This window comes from Acinetobacter sp. AC1-2 (assembly GCF_016124155.1).
In the GTDB taxonomy this organism is placed as follows: domain Bacteria; phylum Pseudomonadota; class Gammaproteobacteria; order Pseudomonadales; family Moraxellaceae; genus Acinetobacter; species Acinetobacter calcoaceticus.
In genome coordinates this window covers 2160440-2174156 of sequence record NZ_JABFFO010000001.1, presented here as the reverse complement: position 1 = coordinate 2174156, position 13717 = coordinate 2160440, and the positions used below count along the sequence as shown (strand labels likewise).

11 protein-coding genes are annotated in these 13717 nt (G+C 42.0%); 6 read left to right on the top strand and 5 right to left on the bottom strand.

The window, feature by feature from the left end:
* Positions 1-49: 49 nt before the first annotated feature.
* Positions 50-3646, bottom strand: a complete 3597-nt coding sequence (locus HL290_RS10035) for an AAA family ATPase (RefSeq protein ID WP_198496357.1) — start codon at positions 3644-3646, stop codon at positions 50-52.
* Positions 3647-3655: 9 nt separating this feature from the next.
* Positions 3656-4924, bottom strand: coding sequence for an exonuclease SbcCD subunit D (locus HL290_RS10030; RefSeq protein ID WP_198496356.1), 1269 nt, complete (start codon positions 4922-4924; stop codon positions 3656-3658).
* Positions 4925-5088: 164 nt separating this feature from the next.
* Between HL290_RS10030 and HL290_RS10025 the strand changes: the two genes are divergently transcribed.
* Positions 5089-5562 (top strand): OsmC family protein, encoded by a 474-nt coding sequence (locus HL290_RS10025; RefSeq protein WP_198496355.1) that lies wholly within the window; start codon positions 5089-5091, stop codon positions 5560-5562.
* A gap of 74 nt (positions 5563-5636) precedes the next feature.
* Here the strand turns inward: HL290_RS10025 and HL290_RS10020 are convergent, their stop codons facing one another.
* Complete coding sequence (locus tag HL290_RS10020; protein ID WP_004641669.1) at positions 5637-6014, bottom strand: VOC family protein; 378 nt, start codon at positions 6012-6014, stop codon at positions 5637-5639.
* A gap of 380 nt (positions 6015-6394) precedes the next feature.
* On the opposite strand from HL290_RS10020, the gene HL290_RS10015 reads away from it, so the two are divergent.
* Both HL290_RS10015 and HL290_RS10010 read left to right on the top strand, forming a co-directional pair.
* Entirely contained in the window at positions 6395-6847 is a 453-nt protein-coding gene (locus tag HL290_RS10015; protein ID WP_003653232.1) for an ABZJ_00895 family protein, read from the top strand.
* A gap of 83 nt (positions 6848-6930) precedes the next feature.
* Positions 6931-7836, top strand: coding sequence for a TIGR01777 family oxidoreductase (locus HL290_RS10010; RefSeq protein WP_198496354.1), 906 nt, complete (start codon positions 6931-6933; stop codon positions 7834-7836).
* On the opposite strand, the gene HL290_RS10005 is transcribed toward HL290_RS10010, so the two are convergent.
* A complete protein-coding gene (locus HL290_RS10005; RefSeq protein WP_198496353.1) occupies positions 7828-8943 on the bottom strand; it encodes an NAD(P)/FAD-dependent oxidoreductase in 1116 nt (371 codons plus the stop codon). The genes HL290_RS10010 and HL290_RS10005 overlap by 9 nt on opposite strands.
* Positions 8944-8968: 25 nt before the next feature.
* Complete coding sequence (hemB, locus tag HL290_RS10000; protein WP_198496352.1) at positions 8969-9982, bottom strand: porphobilinogen synthase; 1014 nt, start codon at positions 9980-9982, stop codon at positions 8969-8971.
* Positions 9983-10124: 142 nt separating this feature from the next.
* Between hemB and HL290_RS09995 the strand changes: the two genes are divergently transcribed.
* The 3 genes from HL290_RS09995 to HL290_RS09985 all read left to right on the top strand — a co-directional run bounded on the left by HL290_RS09995 (position 10125) and on the right by HL290_RS09985 (position 13575).
* Positions 10125-10622 (top strand): thioesterase family protein, encoded by a 498-nt coding sequence (locus tag HL290_RS09995; RefSeq protein ID WP_004641674.1) that lies wholly within the window; start codon positions 10125-10127, stop codon positions 10620-10622.
* 268 nt (positions 10623-10890) lie between these two features.
* The gene (locus HL290_RS09990; RefSeq protein WP_198496351.1) at positions 10891-12042 is read left to right on the top strand and encodes an EmrA/EmrK family multidrug efflux transporter periplasmic adaptor subunit; all 1152 of its coding nucleotides are present in this window, start codon (positions 10891-10893) and stop codon (positions 12040-12042) included.
* Between the two features lie 6 nt (positions 12043-12048).
* A complete protein-coding gene (locus tag HL290_RS09985) occupies positions 12049-13575 on the top strand; it encodes a DHA2 family efflux MFS transporter permease subunit (RefSeq protein WP_004641676.1) in 1527 nt (508 codons plus the stop codon).
* Positions 13576-13717 lie beyond the last annotated feature (142 nt).

Sequence of the window (13717 nt, the reverse complement as noted above, 5' to 3'; positions counted from 1 at the left end):
CAACGCAGATTCTAAAAAAGCCCCGACAGGATGTCGGGGCTTTTTAGTTTTAACCAATGACCTCGATGGTACTTGCGCCAGCACCAAGTGGTTTCACTTGAATTTGTACAGGAATACGTTCATGCATTTCTTGAATGTGTGAGATGAGAACAACCTGACGACCCTGATTTTGTAATTGATCTAAAGCATTCATCACCATGTGCAAAGAAGATGCATCTAAGGTTCCAAAACCTTCATCAATAAACAGAGATTCAATTTTCATTGAGCCTGAAGCCATATTGGCAATGGCTAAAGATAAGGCGAGGGCTGTCAAGAAGGATTCACCGCCCGATAAAGATGAAACCGAACGCATTTCTCCGTCCATATCGTGGTCGATAATGGCAAGACTTAAAGATTGGTCAAGCCGTTTTAACGTATAACGTTGAGAAAGCATCGCCAGTTGCTGATTCGCATGTTCCACTAAAATATCTAAATGATATTGCTGGGCATAGTCACGGAACTCTTTGCCTTTTGCATCACCAATCAGACCTGAAATTTTGCTCCAGCGATGTTCTTCTTGCTGAATGTTTTGAATTTGCTGGGCGTATTGTTGCTGTTTCGCAAGGTTTTGCTGGTGTAGCTCTAACTTAAGTTTCAGCTGATCACGAACTTCCAGTTGGGCTTTAAGCTCTGCAATATTGTCTTGAATTAAGTTCAGGAGCTTTTCAAACTCAATATCTGGTTGAGTTTGTAAGTGATCAGTCAATTGCTCTTGCATAGTCTTAAGGGCAGATGAAGCTTCACTGAGTAGACGTTCTGCCTGATTAAGGCGGTTACGGATATTTTGCTCTTGTGCTGAATTAATCTGTATGAGCGCCGTAAAGTCCTGCGCTTGAAAATCAGAATGCTCGTTTAACCAGTTTTGAATTTGCGCATTAATCTGTTGTTGATGTTGCTCGGTGTGTTGGTGTTGATGCTTGAGCTGATCTAGCGCCTGTTTTTGTTGCTCGAAGTGCTGTCTGGTCTGTTCAAAACGTTGTTTAGACGCATGATAAGCCGTTTGTTGATGCTGACGTTTGGCATCATGCTCAATTAACCAATCATGAGGCTTAATGTCAGAAAGGCCTGTCATTTGTTGAATAAGCGATACCGCTTTTTCATTATTTTGTTGACCCTTGAGCGTAATGTCTTTGAGATTTTGATCGATCTCATTAATTTGTTTGGTCATTTGCTCAAGGTTAGCTGTCAGCATTTTAAGTTCTTGTTGCTGCTGTTCAAAACGCTGAGAAAGCTGTTCTTGTTGTTCAAGTTGCTTAGCACGTGCATCAAGAATAGACCAAGTCTGCTTAGCCGTTTGGCTACTCGACTGCTGCCATGCGTGCTGTTCGGATTCAGATAAGCACTGAACAATATGCTGAACTTGTTGTTGCCATTGCTGTGCCGTATTGAACAAGCTTTCACTACGCTGAACATGTTGAAGCAACTGGTTCTGCTGCTTAATCGCTTGGGTTAAACGCAAGTTTTCTGAGTCAAATGAACTTATTGAAGTTTGTGCGGCTTGTCTAAGCTCGTTAAGTGTTTGTAAGATTTGTTCTGGAGGTTGAGCAAGATCAATTTGCAATTGGTTGAGACTTAATTGCTGGACAAGATCTTGCTGCAAGTTTGCTTGTTTTGCATTAAGTTGAGATAAATGTTTTTGAACTTGTTCGAGCTCGGCACGACACTGGGTAAGTGTCTGCTGTTCGCTTTGCCACGTGTTAAATTTAGTTTGCTCTAGGGTTAATGCTTGCTGTTCTTGTTGTTGCTGCAAGTCGAATAAGGCCTTGGAAACTGTGCTGTCATCAATACGGTACGGGTGATGCGTGCTGCCACAGACTAAACAAGCTTCGCCATCTTTAAGATTGGCTCTTAACTGTTCAATATTTTCAGTATGTAATAAACGTTGTTGTTGCAAGATGTGCTGTAATTTTTCACGCTCTATTTTTGCTGTTTGATAGTCTTGCTCAGCTAACTGGCAAACGGTTTTAAGCTGCTGTTCTTGAGCAGAGGTTTGGCTATGTTTTTCGGTGAACTGCTGAAGCTCAGCATATAGCTCATGATAAATTTTAATTTTTTGTTGAATGAGGTCTAGCTGAGTAATTTGAGCAAGCTTTTGTTCTTTATCTTTACGCTGTTGCTCAAGTTTTACCTCAATCTGTTCAACTGTCCCCACCGAAGTCGTCAGTTGTTCAAGTTCACTTTTAGCTTCCGATAGCTTTTGACGAGCAAGAGTAGGGTTTCCAAGCTGTTGTTCAATCACTTCGTAGTTTTGAATAAATTGCCCGAGTTGATGCAAATGTGCTGAAAGGCCTTTATCTAATACAGCATATTGCCCAGTCTGAGTAAGCTGTTGTTGCAGATGGATTTGATTTTGTTGAAGCTGCTCAATCTGTTGTTGAACCATGTTTTGCTGTTGTTGCAACGGGCTGAGTTTCTGCTCTAGAACATTTCTTTTTTCTTTGCACTTTTTATATTCATCTGCAATAAATGTTCGCTCTTGAATGGACTGTCGAACCTGATTTAAAGCAGGTTGATGCTGTTGCTCAAAATCGAGCGTTTGTTTGAGTTCTTGCTCTGCTGATTGATATTGTTTTTGTCCAGTTTCAAAAATTTGAACCAAATCATTAAACTTAATTTGAGCTTGCTGAATTTGCGGCTCAAGTTGTTGTAGGGTTTGTAAATTTTGAGTCTGCTGAAAGACCTGTGGGCGTATTTCAGAGAAAACTTCAAGTCGTTTTAATTGCTCACGTTCACCCGCAAGTTGCTGATGATGGTTTTGCTGGGTTTGAAACTGTTGCTGTTTAGCTTGAACTTCAAGCTCAAGTTTGGCTTTACGTTCAAACCATTGTTGTTGTTTATCTAAGACATTTTTTTGTTGTTCTAATTTTTGATAGTTCTCTTGAGCTTGCTGATATTGTTCGGTAAATGCTGCGATTTCTTCATCCGACAAAATCTCAATATGACCTAAAAATTCTTCAAGCTGTTTACGCTGTTTGGCAATATCTGCTGTTTTACGAAAAGCCAGTTCACCGATTTTGGCGAAAATGCTGGAGTTTGTCAGGTACTCAAGTAGTTCACCGCGTTCACTATCTCGTGCTTTTAAAAACGCCGTGACTTCTGACTGGGCAAGTAAAACAGCACGGGTAAATTGTTCAAATGAAAGCTGGGTAATTTGTTTAACTTTTTCATCAACCGCTTTGGCTTTATCGGCAAGTACCACGCCATCGGTCAAGCATTTTAAGTGGCGTTGCACACTTTGTAATTTACCATTCGGATTTTCACGTGCACGTTTAATTTCCCAGCGTGCCAAATAGCGTTTTTGATCTTGTGCAATAAAGCAAAGTTCAGCAAACCCATGTCCCGTACCGCGGCGTAAAACAGTTAAAGGCGAATTGGTGAGTAACTCTGAACCATCAACATCTTTTAATTTACCATCGCTGTCTTTAAGACGAGGAACGCGATTAAAAAGGGCGAGGCACATGGCATCTAAAATGGTCGACTTACCTGCACCAGTTTTCCCGACAATGGCAATTAAGCCTGCGTGAGCTAGAGGCGCGCTTTCAAAATCAATAAAGTGCTCGTCAGAAAGAGATGCCAGATTTTTTATACGAATAGATAAAATTTTCATGACATGTCCTTAAGGGGTTGCATCGTTTTCAAGATTTTTTTGTGCTTCTTGTACCAGACTCAGAAAATCTTTTAAGACTGCATCATCTGCGCTGTAACCTTGTTTTTCCCAGATATTTTGAAAGAGTTTTTCTGGTGTTGGGGGTTCAAGTGCAATTTGCTGAGTTGTATCGGTGTCCGAAGCATCTTGGCTCACATATTGACGTGAAATACGCACTAAACGATAGCGGTCAGGTGGCAATGCGGCTTCAAACTGTTGGCGTAAATTAGGCTGTGGTGGCGTTAAACTATAATATTCAATATCGACATATTCACGATGGTCAATATTTTCAATCACGCCGTGTGGCAAAGCTTTGAGTTGTTGCAGCACTTCGTTTAATTCACCACGAATGCGATGTAATTGGATACAACGCGGAATTTCAACAGCTTCAAACTGCAAACGGTTGGCTGTCTCTTGAGAAGGTTCGATTTTGACCTCCACCACTTGGTGCTTATAGTTAATTTCACTAAAAGACAGTGGAATAGGCGAGCCACTATAACGAATGTGCGATTGGCCTACTTTTTGTGGTTTATGCAAATGCCCTAAAGCTACGTAGTCGACAGCATCTTCAAATAAAGTCGTTGAAAGCGCCTCTTCATTACCAATAATAATTGGACGTTCAGAGTCGGATGTTTCTCCACCTTGCATATGAGCATGCGACATCAAAATAAGCGCTTGGTCTGGTGTTTTACGACGTTTAGCTTCAGCAATCAGTTGTTCATGCAAATAGGCAATCGCATTTTTGCTATTGGTGGTATGTTCATTAAAGCCCGTAATTTCTACTGAACGTAAAAAAGGTAGGGCAAGGCACCATGCCACAATATCCTGATTTTGATTATAAATAGGCAACAGCAGACGATCGAGATCTAGGGTTTTATCTTCATTCCAGCGAACCACGCCCACGGTTTTTGCATTGTATTTTTCTAAAAGTGGTTCGACCTGTTCAATACGGTAGCCTGAGTCATGGTTACCGGCAATCATGAGCGTTTGCATGTGCGGTGCAATGCGATGTGCATCTGCTAAAAATTGATAGAGTTGTTTTTGTGCTTGTGAACCCGGATTAATCACATCAAAAATATCACCAGCAATGAGCAGGGCATGCGGTTGTTTTTCTTGAATTTGAGTGAGTAACCAACTCAAAAATTGTTGGTGTTCGTAGTGTCGTGAATGATTATAAAAAAACTGCCCCAAATGCCAGTCAGAAGTATGTAGAAAATGTACGGACATAGAAACAGACATCAAGCCAAAGTAAACACAGATACGTTAGCATAAATTGGCAGGAGATTTTATCAAGACATTTTAAAGTGCTCGATATTTAAGTCTAAGCTGAAATCTGAATTAATTTTGTCACTTTAAACTTTGCTTTGTTACTATCAGTTCAAATAATGAATCTTGAGAATAAAATGACCATTCATAAATACGAAGTAAAAATACAGTGGGAAGGCAATACAGGTACAGGCACTTCATCTTATCGTTCATATAAAAGAGACTTTAGTATTCAACATCCACAAAAAGCCACTATTCAAGGTTCATCAGACCCAGCCTATTTAGGCGATGTGACCAGATGGAACCCAGAGGATTTATTAGTTGCTTCTGCCTCAGCTTGTCATAAGCTTTGGTATTTACACCTGTGTGCAGTCAATCATATTCATGTGCTGAGTTATGTTGACCATGCACTTGGCTTTATGGAAGATGCAGATCCAGTTAAACGTGGTCACTTTACTCAAATTATTTTAAAGCCAGCGGTTATTTTAGAAAAAGGTGCAGACCAAGAGCTTGCTGCTAAATTACATGAAGAAGCGCATCATGAATGCATGATTGCCAATTCGGTTAATTTCCCAATTACATGTGAAGCCACCTTTAGCTTTGCTGAATAATTAATATGAAATAGCCACCGATAACAAGGCGGTGGCTATAAATTAAAAAATAAAAGAGTCGTTAAATAAAATCTTTAAGCAGCATTTTCATCAACTTGAAAAATACCAAAAACGTTGTGGTCTAAATCGACAAAGTAACCATGCCAAGCACGACCGGGAATGGCGAATTTATCCATAGCGACAATGCCACCTTGCGCTAAAATTTTTGCAGCAATTTCATCAAAGTTTTCGACCTGAACCGAACAGGTAAATGCATTGGTGCCATATTCCATTGGGGGCGTTTGAGCAGGGCGTTTTAAAAGGCCACCCATGATTGATGGTGTTTCTATACGGTAATATTCAATTGGTAAACTTTCATCGAGTTTAAATTGCCAGCCGAACACAGCTTGATAAAACTGCGCATCGCGGGCAGGGTTTGAAGACTGGATTTCAAAATAGGCAATGTTGTTCATATTATTAAAAACATATTTTTATGGTGTAAAAAGTATACGCATAGCCTTTATGACCATGAAACAACTATTGTGTATGGTGAGCGTAAACTAAATGAAAGTGCCAGAAAATAAAAACCGACGATTCGAGTGATGAGAGAATCGTCGGTCAAAAACTTCATCAAGGGTTTCGGCTGCTAACAAAACCTAATCTGAAGGAAGAAAAGAGTCGTAATGAAAGGTCACCGATACAATTTTGCGGATGCCGTGCAAAGGAAGTATTCGGTTGCTGCGACCTTATTACCCTATATAACGTCAAGAGATTCAGATTGGTTGACAGAAAAATGAAAAAAAATCGAAAAAAATTTATAATTATTTTTTGAACCCATAAATTAGGCAAAATGATGACCAAATTACGCTCTTACTTTCTCTGGTTTTTTGCTTTATGCATAGGACTCACCTTAATTGTAGGTGTGGTTGCAGCACTATTACCAGCGAGTGTAGGTGGTATTTTAACAGCCGTTCCATATTTAGGCGCAATGATTTTTGTCCTGTTTAAATTTTTAAAGAAAGAACGCCGTGCACCGACTGTACAAGAAAAAAAGAAATTTACTTTAGGTTTTACCCTGATTTTTTGGGGCTATAACTTGTGTGGTGTTTTATTCGGCCTGTTTTTATTTGCAAGAAAAGACCCAGAGATTTTGCAGAACTTTATGCTTTACCTGAAACAGCCTCAGTTTTTAAGCATTATGCTCATTATGCTTTTAATGTTAGCGATCCCGCTTTATTTGATTACCTATTGGTTTTATGGGAAACAGGCACAAAGGATGGCAAGCAAAATGTTTAATGTGCAATAGATCACTACAGAAACCGCTACGATTAAATATAAATGATTCTTATATAATTAACTAAAACTTGTGTCCTCGGTTTTGGAGGAAATATGAATAAGAATGTATTAATCACTGGTGCCAGTGGCTTTATAGGAACTCATTTAATTAAGTTCCTGCTGCAAAAAAATTATAACGTGATTGCTGTTACGCGGCAGGCTGGGAAGAAATCTGACCAGCCTGCTTTACAGTGGGTGCAAAAGTTCGAAGATATTTCGACACGTCAAATTGACTATGTCGTGAATTTGGCAGGCGCAAATATTGGTGAGAAACGCTGGACCGATTCACGTAAAAAGCAATTAATTGAAAGCCGAGTAAACACGACACGAAAGTTATATGCATGGCTAAAGCAATCTGAAATTTTTCCCGAAGTGATTGTGTCTGGTTCGGCGATTGGCTATTACGGTATAGATGTTGAAGAAAAGTGGGCAGAGGTGTGCACCGAACAAAGTTCACCACAGCCTATTTTTATGTCTCAGCTTTGCCAAGAATGGGAGCGCGCAGCTTTAGCAGATACTCAGCAAAATACTAAAATTATTCGTTTAGGCGTAGTGTTTGGGCAGGGTGGTGGAATCTTGCCTAAAATGTTGCTTCCTATTCGACTCAATTTAGTTGGTCAAATTGGTCATGGTCGTCAGCCGGTAGTTTGGGTTCACATTGAAGATGTGTTGAACGCAATCGAGTTTATATTTAAACATCCTCAATCTGCTCAAATTCATAATGTTGTAGCGCCAGAAAATGTGACTCAACAAGCTTTTGTTGAACAAGCTGCTGCGGTACTCAATAAGAAACCACTGTTGTCAGCGCCCAGTATGGTTTTCCGCTGTTTGTTAGGGGAGCAATCGCAATTGATCTTAAATGGGCAATACGTTAAACCTGCTGCCTTACAAGCTGAAGGATTTGAGTTTGCATATCCTCAGTTAAAAATGGCTTTAGAGAATGTACTCGCGTCAGGCTAAGATTTTATTTTGCAAGCGCTCTGGAGAGTATGCTTTGGCATCAACTAACGTTGGTTGTTCTAGCATAAGCTGACGGAGCAATTGTGCTGAGCCTGCGCCCATACATAACCCATTTCTAAAATGACCAAAGTTTGCCCAGAGGTTGTCCATTTCAGGCATTTTGCCAATGTACGGAACACCATTTGGTGAACTTGGTCTGAGTCCAGCCCAGCGCTGTACAATCGGAAAATCTGCCAGTTCTGGAACCATTTCTAAGCAAGCTTCTAAAATATTGTGCTGGGTAGTTTCATCGGTAGTGGTATCGAAACCACGATGTGCCATGCTCGAACCACACACAATATGACCGTCCATACGAGGAATCAGATACATGACTCGATTCATACACATGGTCGGTAGCCAGTGAGCAGGGGTTTTAAATAACAACATTTGACCTTGAACAGGTTCGACTGGAATTTCGAGTTGTAATTGTGAGTTCCAGTAATGGCTCCATGCGCCCGAAGTTATTACAAAATGATCTGCTGTATATTTGCGACCATCTTCGGTTTGTAGTGCCTGTATAACATCATCCTGTTGAATCAGTTTTTTAACAGCAGCGTGTTCAAAAAACTCAACATTTGGATGTTGTTTTAAATAGCTAATGAGCGACTGTAAAACGCGTGGATTACGAATATTAGATAGTTCAGGGAAATAAATGGCTTGTTGAAACTGATCGGAAATATGTGGATTGACTTGCTCTAAGGCATCTCGCTGTAAATATTCACAGCGTTGCATGGGTTCTTGATGTTGATCAGCGTAGGAAAGTCCGACGTCAAAATCTTCTTCATCAAAAATCAACATGCCTGTGTCATGAATTTCAAAATCAATCCCTGTAACAGGGGAGAGTTTTTGGTTCCATGCTTGATAAGAGGCTTTACCAAATTGAGCAAGTTGGTTCACTGCATGCACATAGCGCCAAGGGTACATCGGAGAGAGAATGCCTCCGCCAGCCCAAGAGGCTGCTTGTCCCGCTTGTTGTTGATCGAAAATGCTGACGGTACAGCCTTGTTCAACCAACTCTAGCGCAGACATCAATCCACTTATGCCCGCGCCAATGATTGCAATATGCATGCAGTGTTATCCTTTCTCTGCGAACTTAGTTCATTTCCTTGAGTTTTTCGGCAGCAGTTTCTGCAAAGTAAGTCCAGATCCCATCTGCACCAGCACGGCGGCAGCACATGAGTGATTCTAAAATCACTGATTCTGATAACCAGCCATTTTGAATTGCGCCCGCTAACATCGCGTATTCGCCACTCACTTGATAAATGAAGGTTGGAACACCAAAGGTATCTTTCACTTCACGTACCACATCCAGATATGGCATGCCCGGTTTTACAATCACCATGTCAGCGCCTTCTTGAATATCAAGCGCAATTTCATGTAAAGCTTCGGCACGGTTGGCAAAGTCCATCTGGTAGTTATATTTATTACCACCTTTTAGGTTGGATGCAGAGCCAACAGCATCACGGAACGGGCCATAGAAGCTAGACGCATATTTTGCAGAGTAGGCCATGATGTTGGTATAGATGTGACCATTGGCTTCTAAAGCCTGACGAATAGCGCCAATGCGGCCATCCATCATGTCACTTGGTGCAATCACTTCGGCACCAGCTTCAGCGTGACTTAATGCTTGTTTAATCAAGCATTCTACAGTCTCGTCATTCAGCACATAGCCTGTCTCATCAATAATGCCATCTTGACCATGCGTAGTGTACGGGTCGAGTGCACCATCGGTGATTAACACCATTTCTGGTAATTCTTTTTTAAGTAAACGGCACGTGGTTTGGACTAAACCATCTTCATGCCATGCAGCTTCTGCGGTCAGGCTTTTATCTTCTTGAGGCGTAACTGGAAAAAGAGCCAGTTTTGATACGCCCAATTCCAGAAGTCTTTCAGCTTTTTTCAGTAATAAATCTGCCGACAAACGCTGAATGTTTGGCATACTTGGAATATCTTGGGTCTGATTTTGTCCCGGTAATACAAATACTGGATAAATCAAGTGATTGGTAGTGAGCTGTGTTTCGCTGACCATCGCACGCAACTGGTCATTTTTACGAATACGGCGCATGCGAGTGGCTGGAAATGCAGGACGATTGAACGTATAAGTCATAACAATCTCGATGTTCGGTATTACACTAGGATAGGTTGGCGGATATTCCATTACTGTCAACCGACTGCTGTATTGTAGCCCCATAATGCTGGATTTGTACAAAATTATGGGTGTTTATCATGCTTTTAAATTTAGGCAACGTATGAGTGATGAAAAGAAAAATTGGACTGGGAGCATTCATTTAGGTGCAAAAACTGACCTGAATGTAGTTCTTAAGCAATTATGTAAGGCGTTTAATAGCTCTCCTTTTTTTAAGCATAGTGGAATGATTATGCGTGTGGTGGACGGGCAGATTGAAGGCTATATCGAGATGCAACCCGACCTGATTGGCAATCTGGCATTTCAGATTTTGCATGGTGGAGTTGCTGCAACCTTGCTCGATAGCATTGGCGGAATTGTGGCAATGGAACATCTATATCGCCGTTCAACCCCCGAAACTTTAACCGAGACCATTAAGCAAGTGTCGCGTTTGGCAACTGTCGACATGCGTGTCGATTATTTGGCGCCGGGGCGTGGTAAATACTTTATTGCACGTGCCGAAGTTCTGCGTTTAGGTCGCAAGGGCTGCACCATGCGCATGACCATGGTCAATGATGAAGGCAAAGCAATTGCTGCGGGTATTGCTTCATACGCCTATTAAGTTACCGATTTAAGTATTTAAAAAGCGCCAAGTGCGCTTTTTTTAGTGTTTGAAAAGCAGGAATTTTCACAAAAACTTTGAGATAAACATTAATTTAATTAGAACGAACGCATTAGTTATAATTTTTTATTCTCATATCATGAGGTTTTAGCGTTAAAATTAGCTCCTTTGACAATGCGGTATGTCTTGTTTATAGAAAAATAAAAACTCTATAACAAGGTGTAGTGCGAGATTGATGGCAAAGCCAACCCATCTTTAGGAACATACCATGACTGATGCACAAAGCAATGTACAAGAAACAGTGCCAACAACATCTGCCTCGGATGACAACAATCAAAACAAGCGCAAAAAATTTCTTGGTTTTTTTGCGCTGATTTTATTGATCGCCGCTATTTTATATGCAATCTGGGCATTATTTTTAAATCATTCCGTGAGTACGGATAATGCCTATGTCGGTGCAGAAACGGCTCAAATCACTTCAATGGTAAGCGGGCAGGTCGCTCAGGTTGTGGTAAAAGATACCCAAACAGTACATCGTGGTGACGTGCTGGTTCGTATTGATGACCGTGATGCCAAAATTGCACTGGCGCAAGCTGAGGCAGAACTCGCCAAAGCAAAACGCCAATACAAACAAACTGCGGCAAACAGTAGCTCTTTAAACTCTCAAGTTGTGGTACGTGCCGACGAAATTACCAGTGCCAAAGCGCAAGTTGCTCAAGCACAGGCTGACTACGACAGAGCTGCTTTAGAGCTGAATCGCCGTGCGCAACTTGCCGCGTCTGGTGCAGTGTCTAAAGAAGAACTCACTAAATCACAAAGTGCAGTTGAAACAGCCAAAGCAGGGCTAGAGCTTGCCAAAGCAGGTTTAGCGCAATCATCTTCAAGCCGTAAAGCTGCCGAAAGCACTTTTGCAGCGAACGAAGCTTTAATTCAGGGTGTAAGTGAAACTTCAACACCTGATGTACAAGTTGCACAAGCGCATGTTGAACAAGCACAGCTTGATTTGGAACGTACCGTAATCCGTGCACCAGTTGATGGTGTGGTGACGCGTCGTAATATTCAAGTGGGGCAACGTGTTGCACCAGGCACCAGCATGATGATGATTGTGCCGCTCAACGATTTATATGTAGATGCGAACTTTAAAGAAAGTCAGTTGAAAAAAGTCCGTCCGGGTCAAATCGTCACACTTACTTCAGATTTATATGGTGACGATGTTGAATATCACGGCAAAGTGATGGGCTTCTCTGGTGGTACAGGCTCTGCCTTTGCCTTAATTCCGGCTCAAAACGCAACAGGTAACTGGATTAAAGTGGTTCAACGCTTACCAGTTCGTATTGCACTTGACCCGAAAGAACTTGCTGAACACCCATTGCGTGTTGGCTTGTCGATGGAAGCAAAAGTCGACTTATCTGCGAAGTAAACGCTTATGAAAACGCAAACACCTTTTGCCGAGCTGAGCGGTGGCCGTTTATTACTGGCAGCGTTTGTTATTGCCTTGTCGAACTTTATGGTCGTGCTCGATACGACCATTGCCAACGTATCTGTACCGCACATTACCGGTAACCTTGCTGTTTCAAGTACACAAGGGACATGGGTCGTTACCTCGTATGCAGTTGCAGAGGCGATTTGTGTACCCTTAACGGGTTGGCTTGCGGGCCGCTTTGGAACTGTTCGGGTTTTTATTTTTGGCCTGATTGGTTTCACCATTTTTTCTTTCTTGTGCGGCCTAGCAAACTCGTTAGGGATGCTGGTGTTTTTCCGTATTGGACAAGGTCTATGCGGTGGCCCACTTATGCCACTCAGCCAAACCTTGCTCATGCGTATTTTCCCTAAAGAAAAGCATGCACAGGCGATGGGTCTATGGGCGATGACCACTGTTGTTGGACCAATTTTAGGGCCAATTTTAGGTGGTTTGATTAGTGACAACCTGTCTTGGCACTGGATTTTCTTTATTAACATACCGGTCGGCATTATTTGTGTTTTAGCGGCAATCCGTTTGCTCAAACCAGCCGAAACAGAAACGATTTCTTTAAGAATCGATACGGTCGGTTTAGGTCTGTTAATACTCTGGATTGGTGCGCTACAGCTCATGCTGGATTTAGGGCACGAACGCGACTGGTTTAACAGCACCAGCATTGTGGTACTCGCTTTAACTGCCGTCATTGGCTTTGTGGTGTTCCTCATATGGGAGCTGACCGATAAGCACCCCGTCGTGGATGTGAAGGTATTCAGGCATAGGGGCTTTGCTATTTCAGTGTTAGCCTTGTCGCTCGGCTTTGGAGCGTTCTTTGGCAGTATTGTACTGATTCCGCAGTGGCTGCAAATGAACCTTTCCTATACCGCCACATGGGCCGGCTATTTAACCGCAACCATGGGCTTTGGTAGTTTGACCATGTCACCGATTGTGGCAAAGCTTTCGACCAAACATGACCCACGTGCGCTTGCAAGCTTTGGCCTGATTTTGCTGGGTGCTGTGACCTTAATGCGGGCGTTCTGGACCACAGATGCCGACTTTATGGCACTAGCTTGGCCGCAAATCTTGCAAGGCTTTGCCGTACCGTTCTTCTTTATTCCACTGTCAAACATTGCACTGGGTTCGGTGTTGCAGCAAGAAATTGCATCTGCGGCGGGCTTAATGAACTTTTTAAGAACCATGGCAGGGGCAATTGGTGCTTCAATTGCAGTCACCGTGTGGGATGACCACGCCAAAGTTGCGCGTAGTGAAATGGTGTCAAACCTAAATACTGCTGAAGTTCAAAATAACCTTTTGCAAAATGGTTTTACGGCTGACTCGACTTTAGGAATCATTTCAAACCTTGTCGATAAAGAAGCCATTACCATGTCAGCAAACCATGTATTTTTACTGTTTGCGATGGTGTTTGTCTTTGCGGGGCTGGTCATTTGGCTGTGTCCAAAACCCAAAGGGGACGTCGGCGGAATGCCTTCTCACTAAACATCAAAAGCATCTCTCCGGAGGTGCTTTTTTTAGGTCCACTAAAAAATAGAGCGAGTCTATAAATGACAGATTTTGCCTGTATTTAGCGAAATAAAGCATGCCAGAATCGGGCAAATCAGTTATAAAAGAGTGTGATATC

Coding starts and splice junctions, on each gene's coding strand:
- HL290_RS10035 (WP_198496357.1), bottom strand. CDS start 3,646: ATGAAAATTTTATCTATTCGTATAAAAAATCTGGCATCTCTTTCTGAC.
- HL290_RS10030 (WP_198496356.1), bottom strand. CDS start 4,924: ATGTCTGTTTCTATGTCCGTACATTTTCTACATACTTCTGACTGGCAT.
- HL290_RS10025 (WP_198496355.1), top strand. CDS start 5,089: ATGACCATTCATAAATACGAAGTAAAAATACAGTGGGAAGGCAATACA.
- HL290_RS10020 (WP_004641669.1), bottom strand. CDS start 6,014: ATGAACAACATTGCCTATTTTGAAATCCAGTCTTCAAACCCTGCCCGC.
- HL290_RS10015 (WP_003653232.1), top strand. CDS start 6,395: ATGACCAAATTACGCTCTTACTTTCTCTGGTTTTTTGCTTTATGCATA.
- HL290_RS10010 (WP_198496354.1), top strand. CDS start 6,931: ATGAATAAGAATGTATTAATCACTGGTGCCAGTGGCTTTATAGGAACT.
- HL290_RS10005 (WP_198496353.1), bottom strand. CDS start 8,943: ATGCATATTGCAATCATTGGCGCGGGCATAAGTGGATTGATGTCTGCG.
- hemB (WP_198496352.1), bottom strand. CDS start 9,982: ATGACTTATACGTTCAATCGTCCTGCATTTCCAGCCACTCGCATGCGC.
- HL290_RS09995 (WP_004641674.1), top strand. CDS start 10,125: ATGAGTGATGAAAAGAAAAATTGGACTGGGAGCATTCATTTAGGTGCA.
- HL290_RS09990 (WP_198496351.1), top strand. CDS start 10,891: ATGACTGATGCACAAAGCAATGTACAAGAAACAGTGCCAACAACATCT.
- HL290_RS09985 (WP_004641676.1), top strand. CDS start 12,049: ATGAAAACGCAAACACCTTTTGCCGAGCTGAGCGGTGGCCGTTTATTA.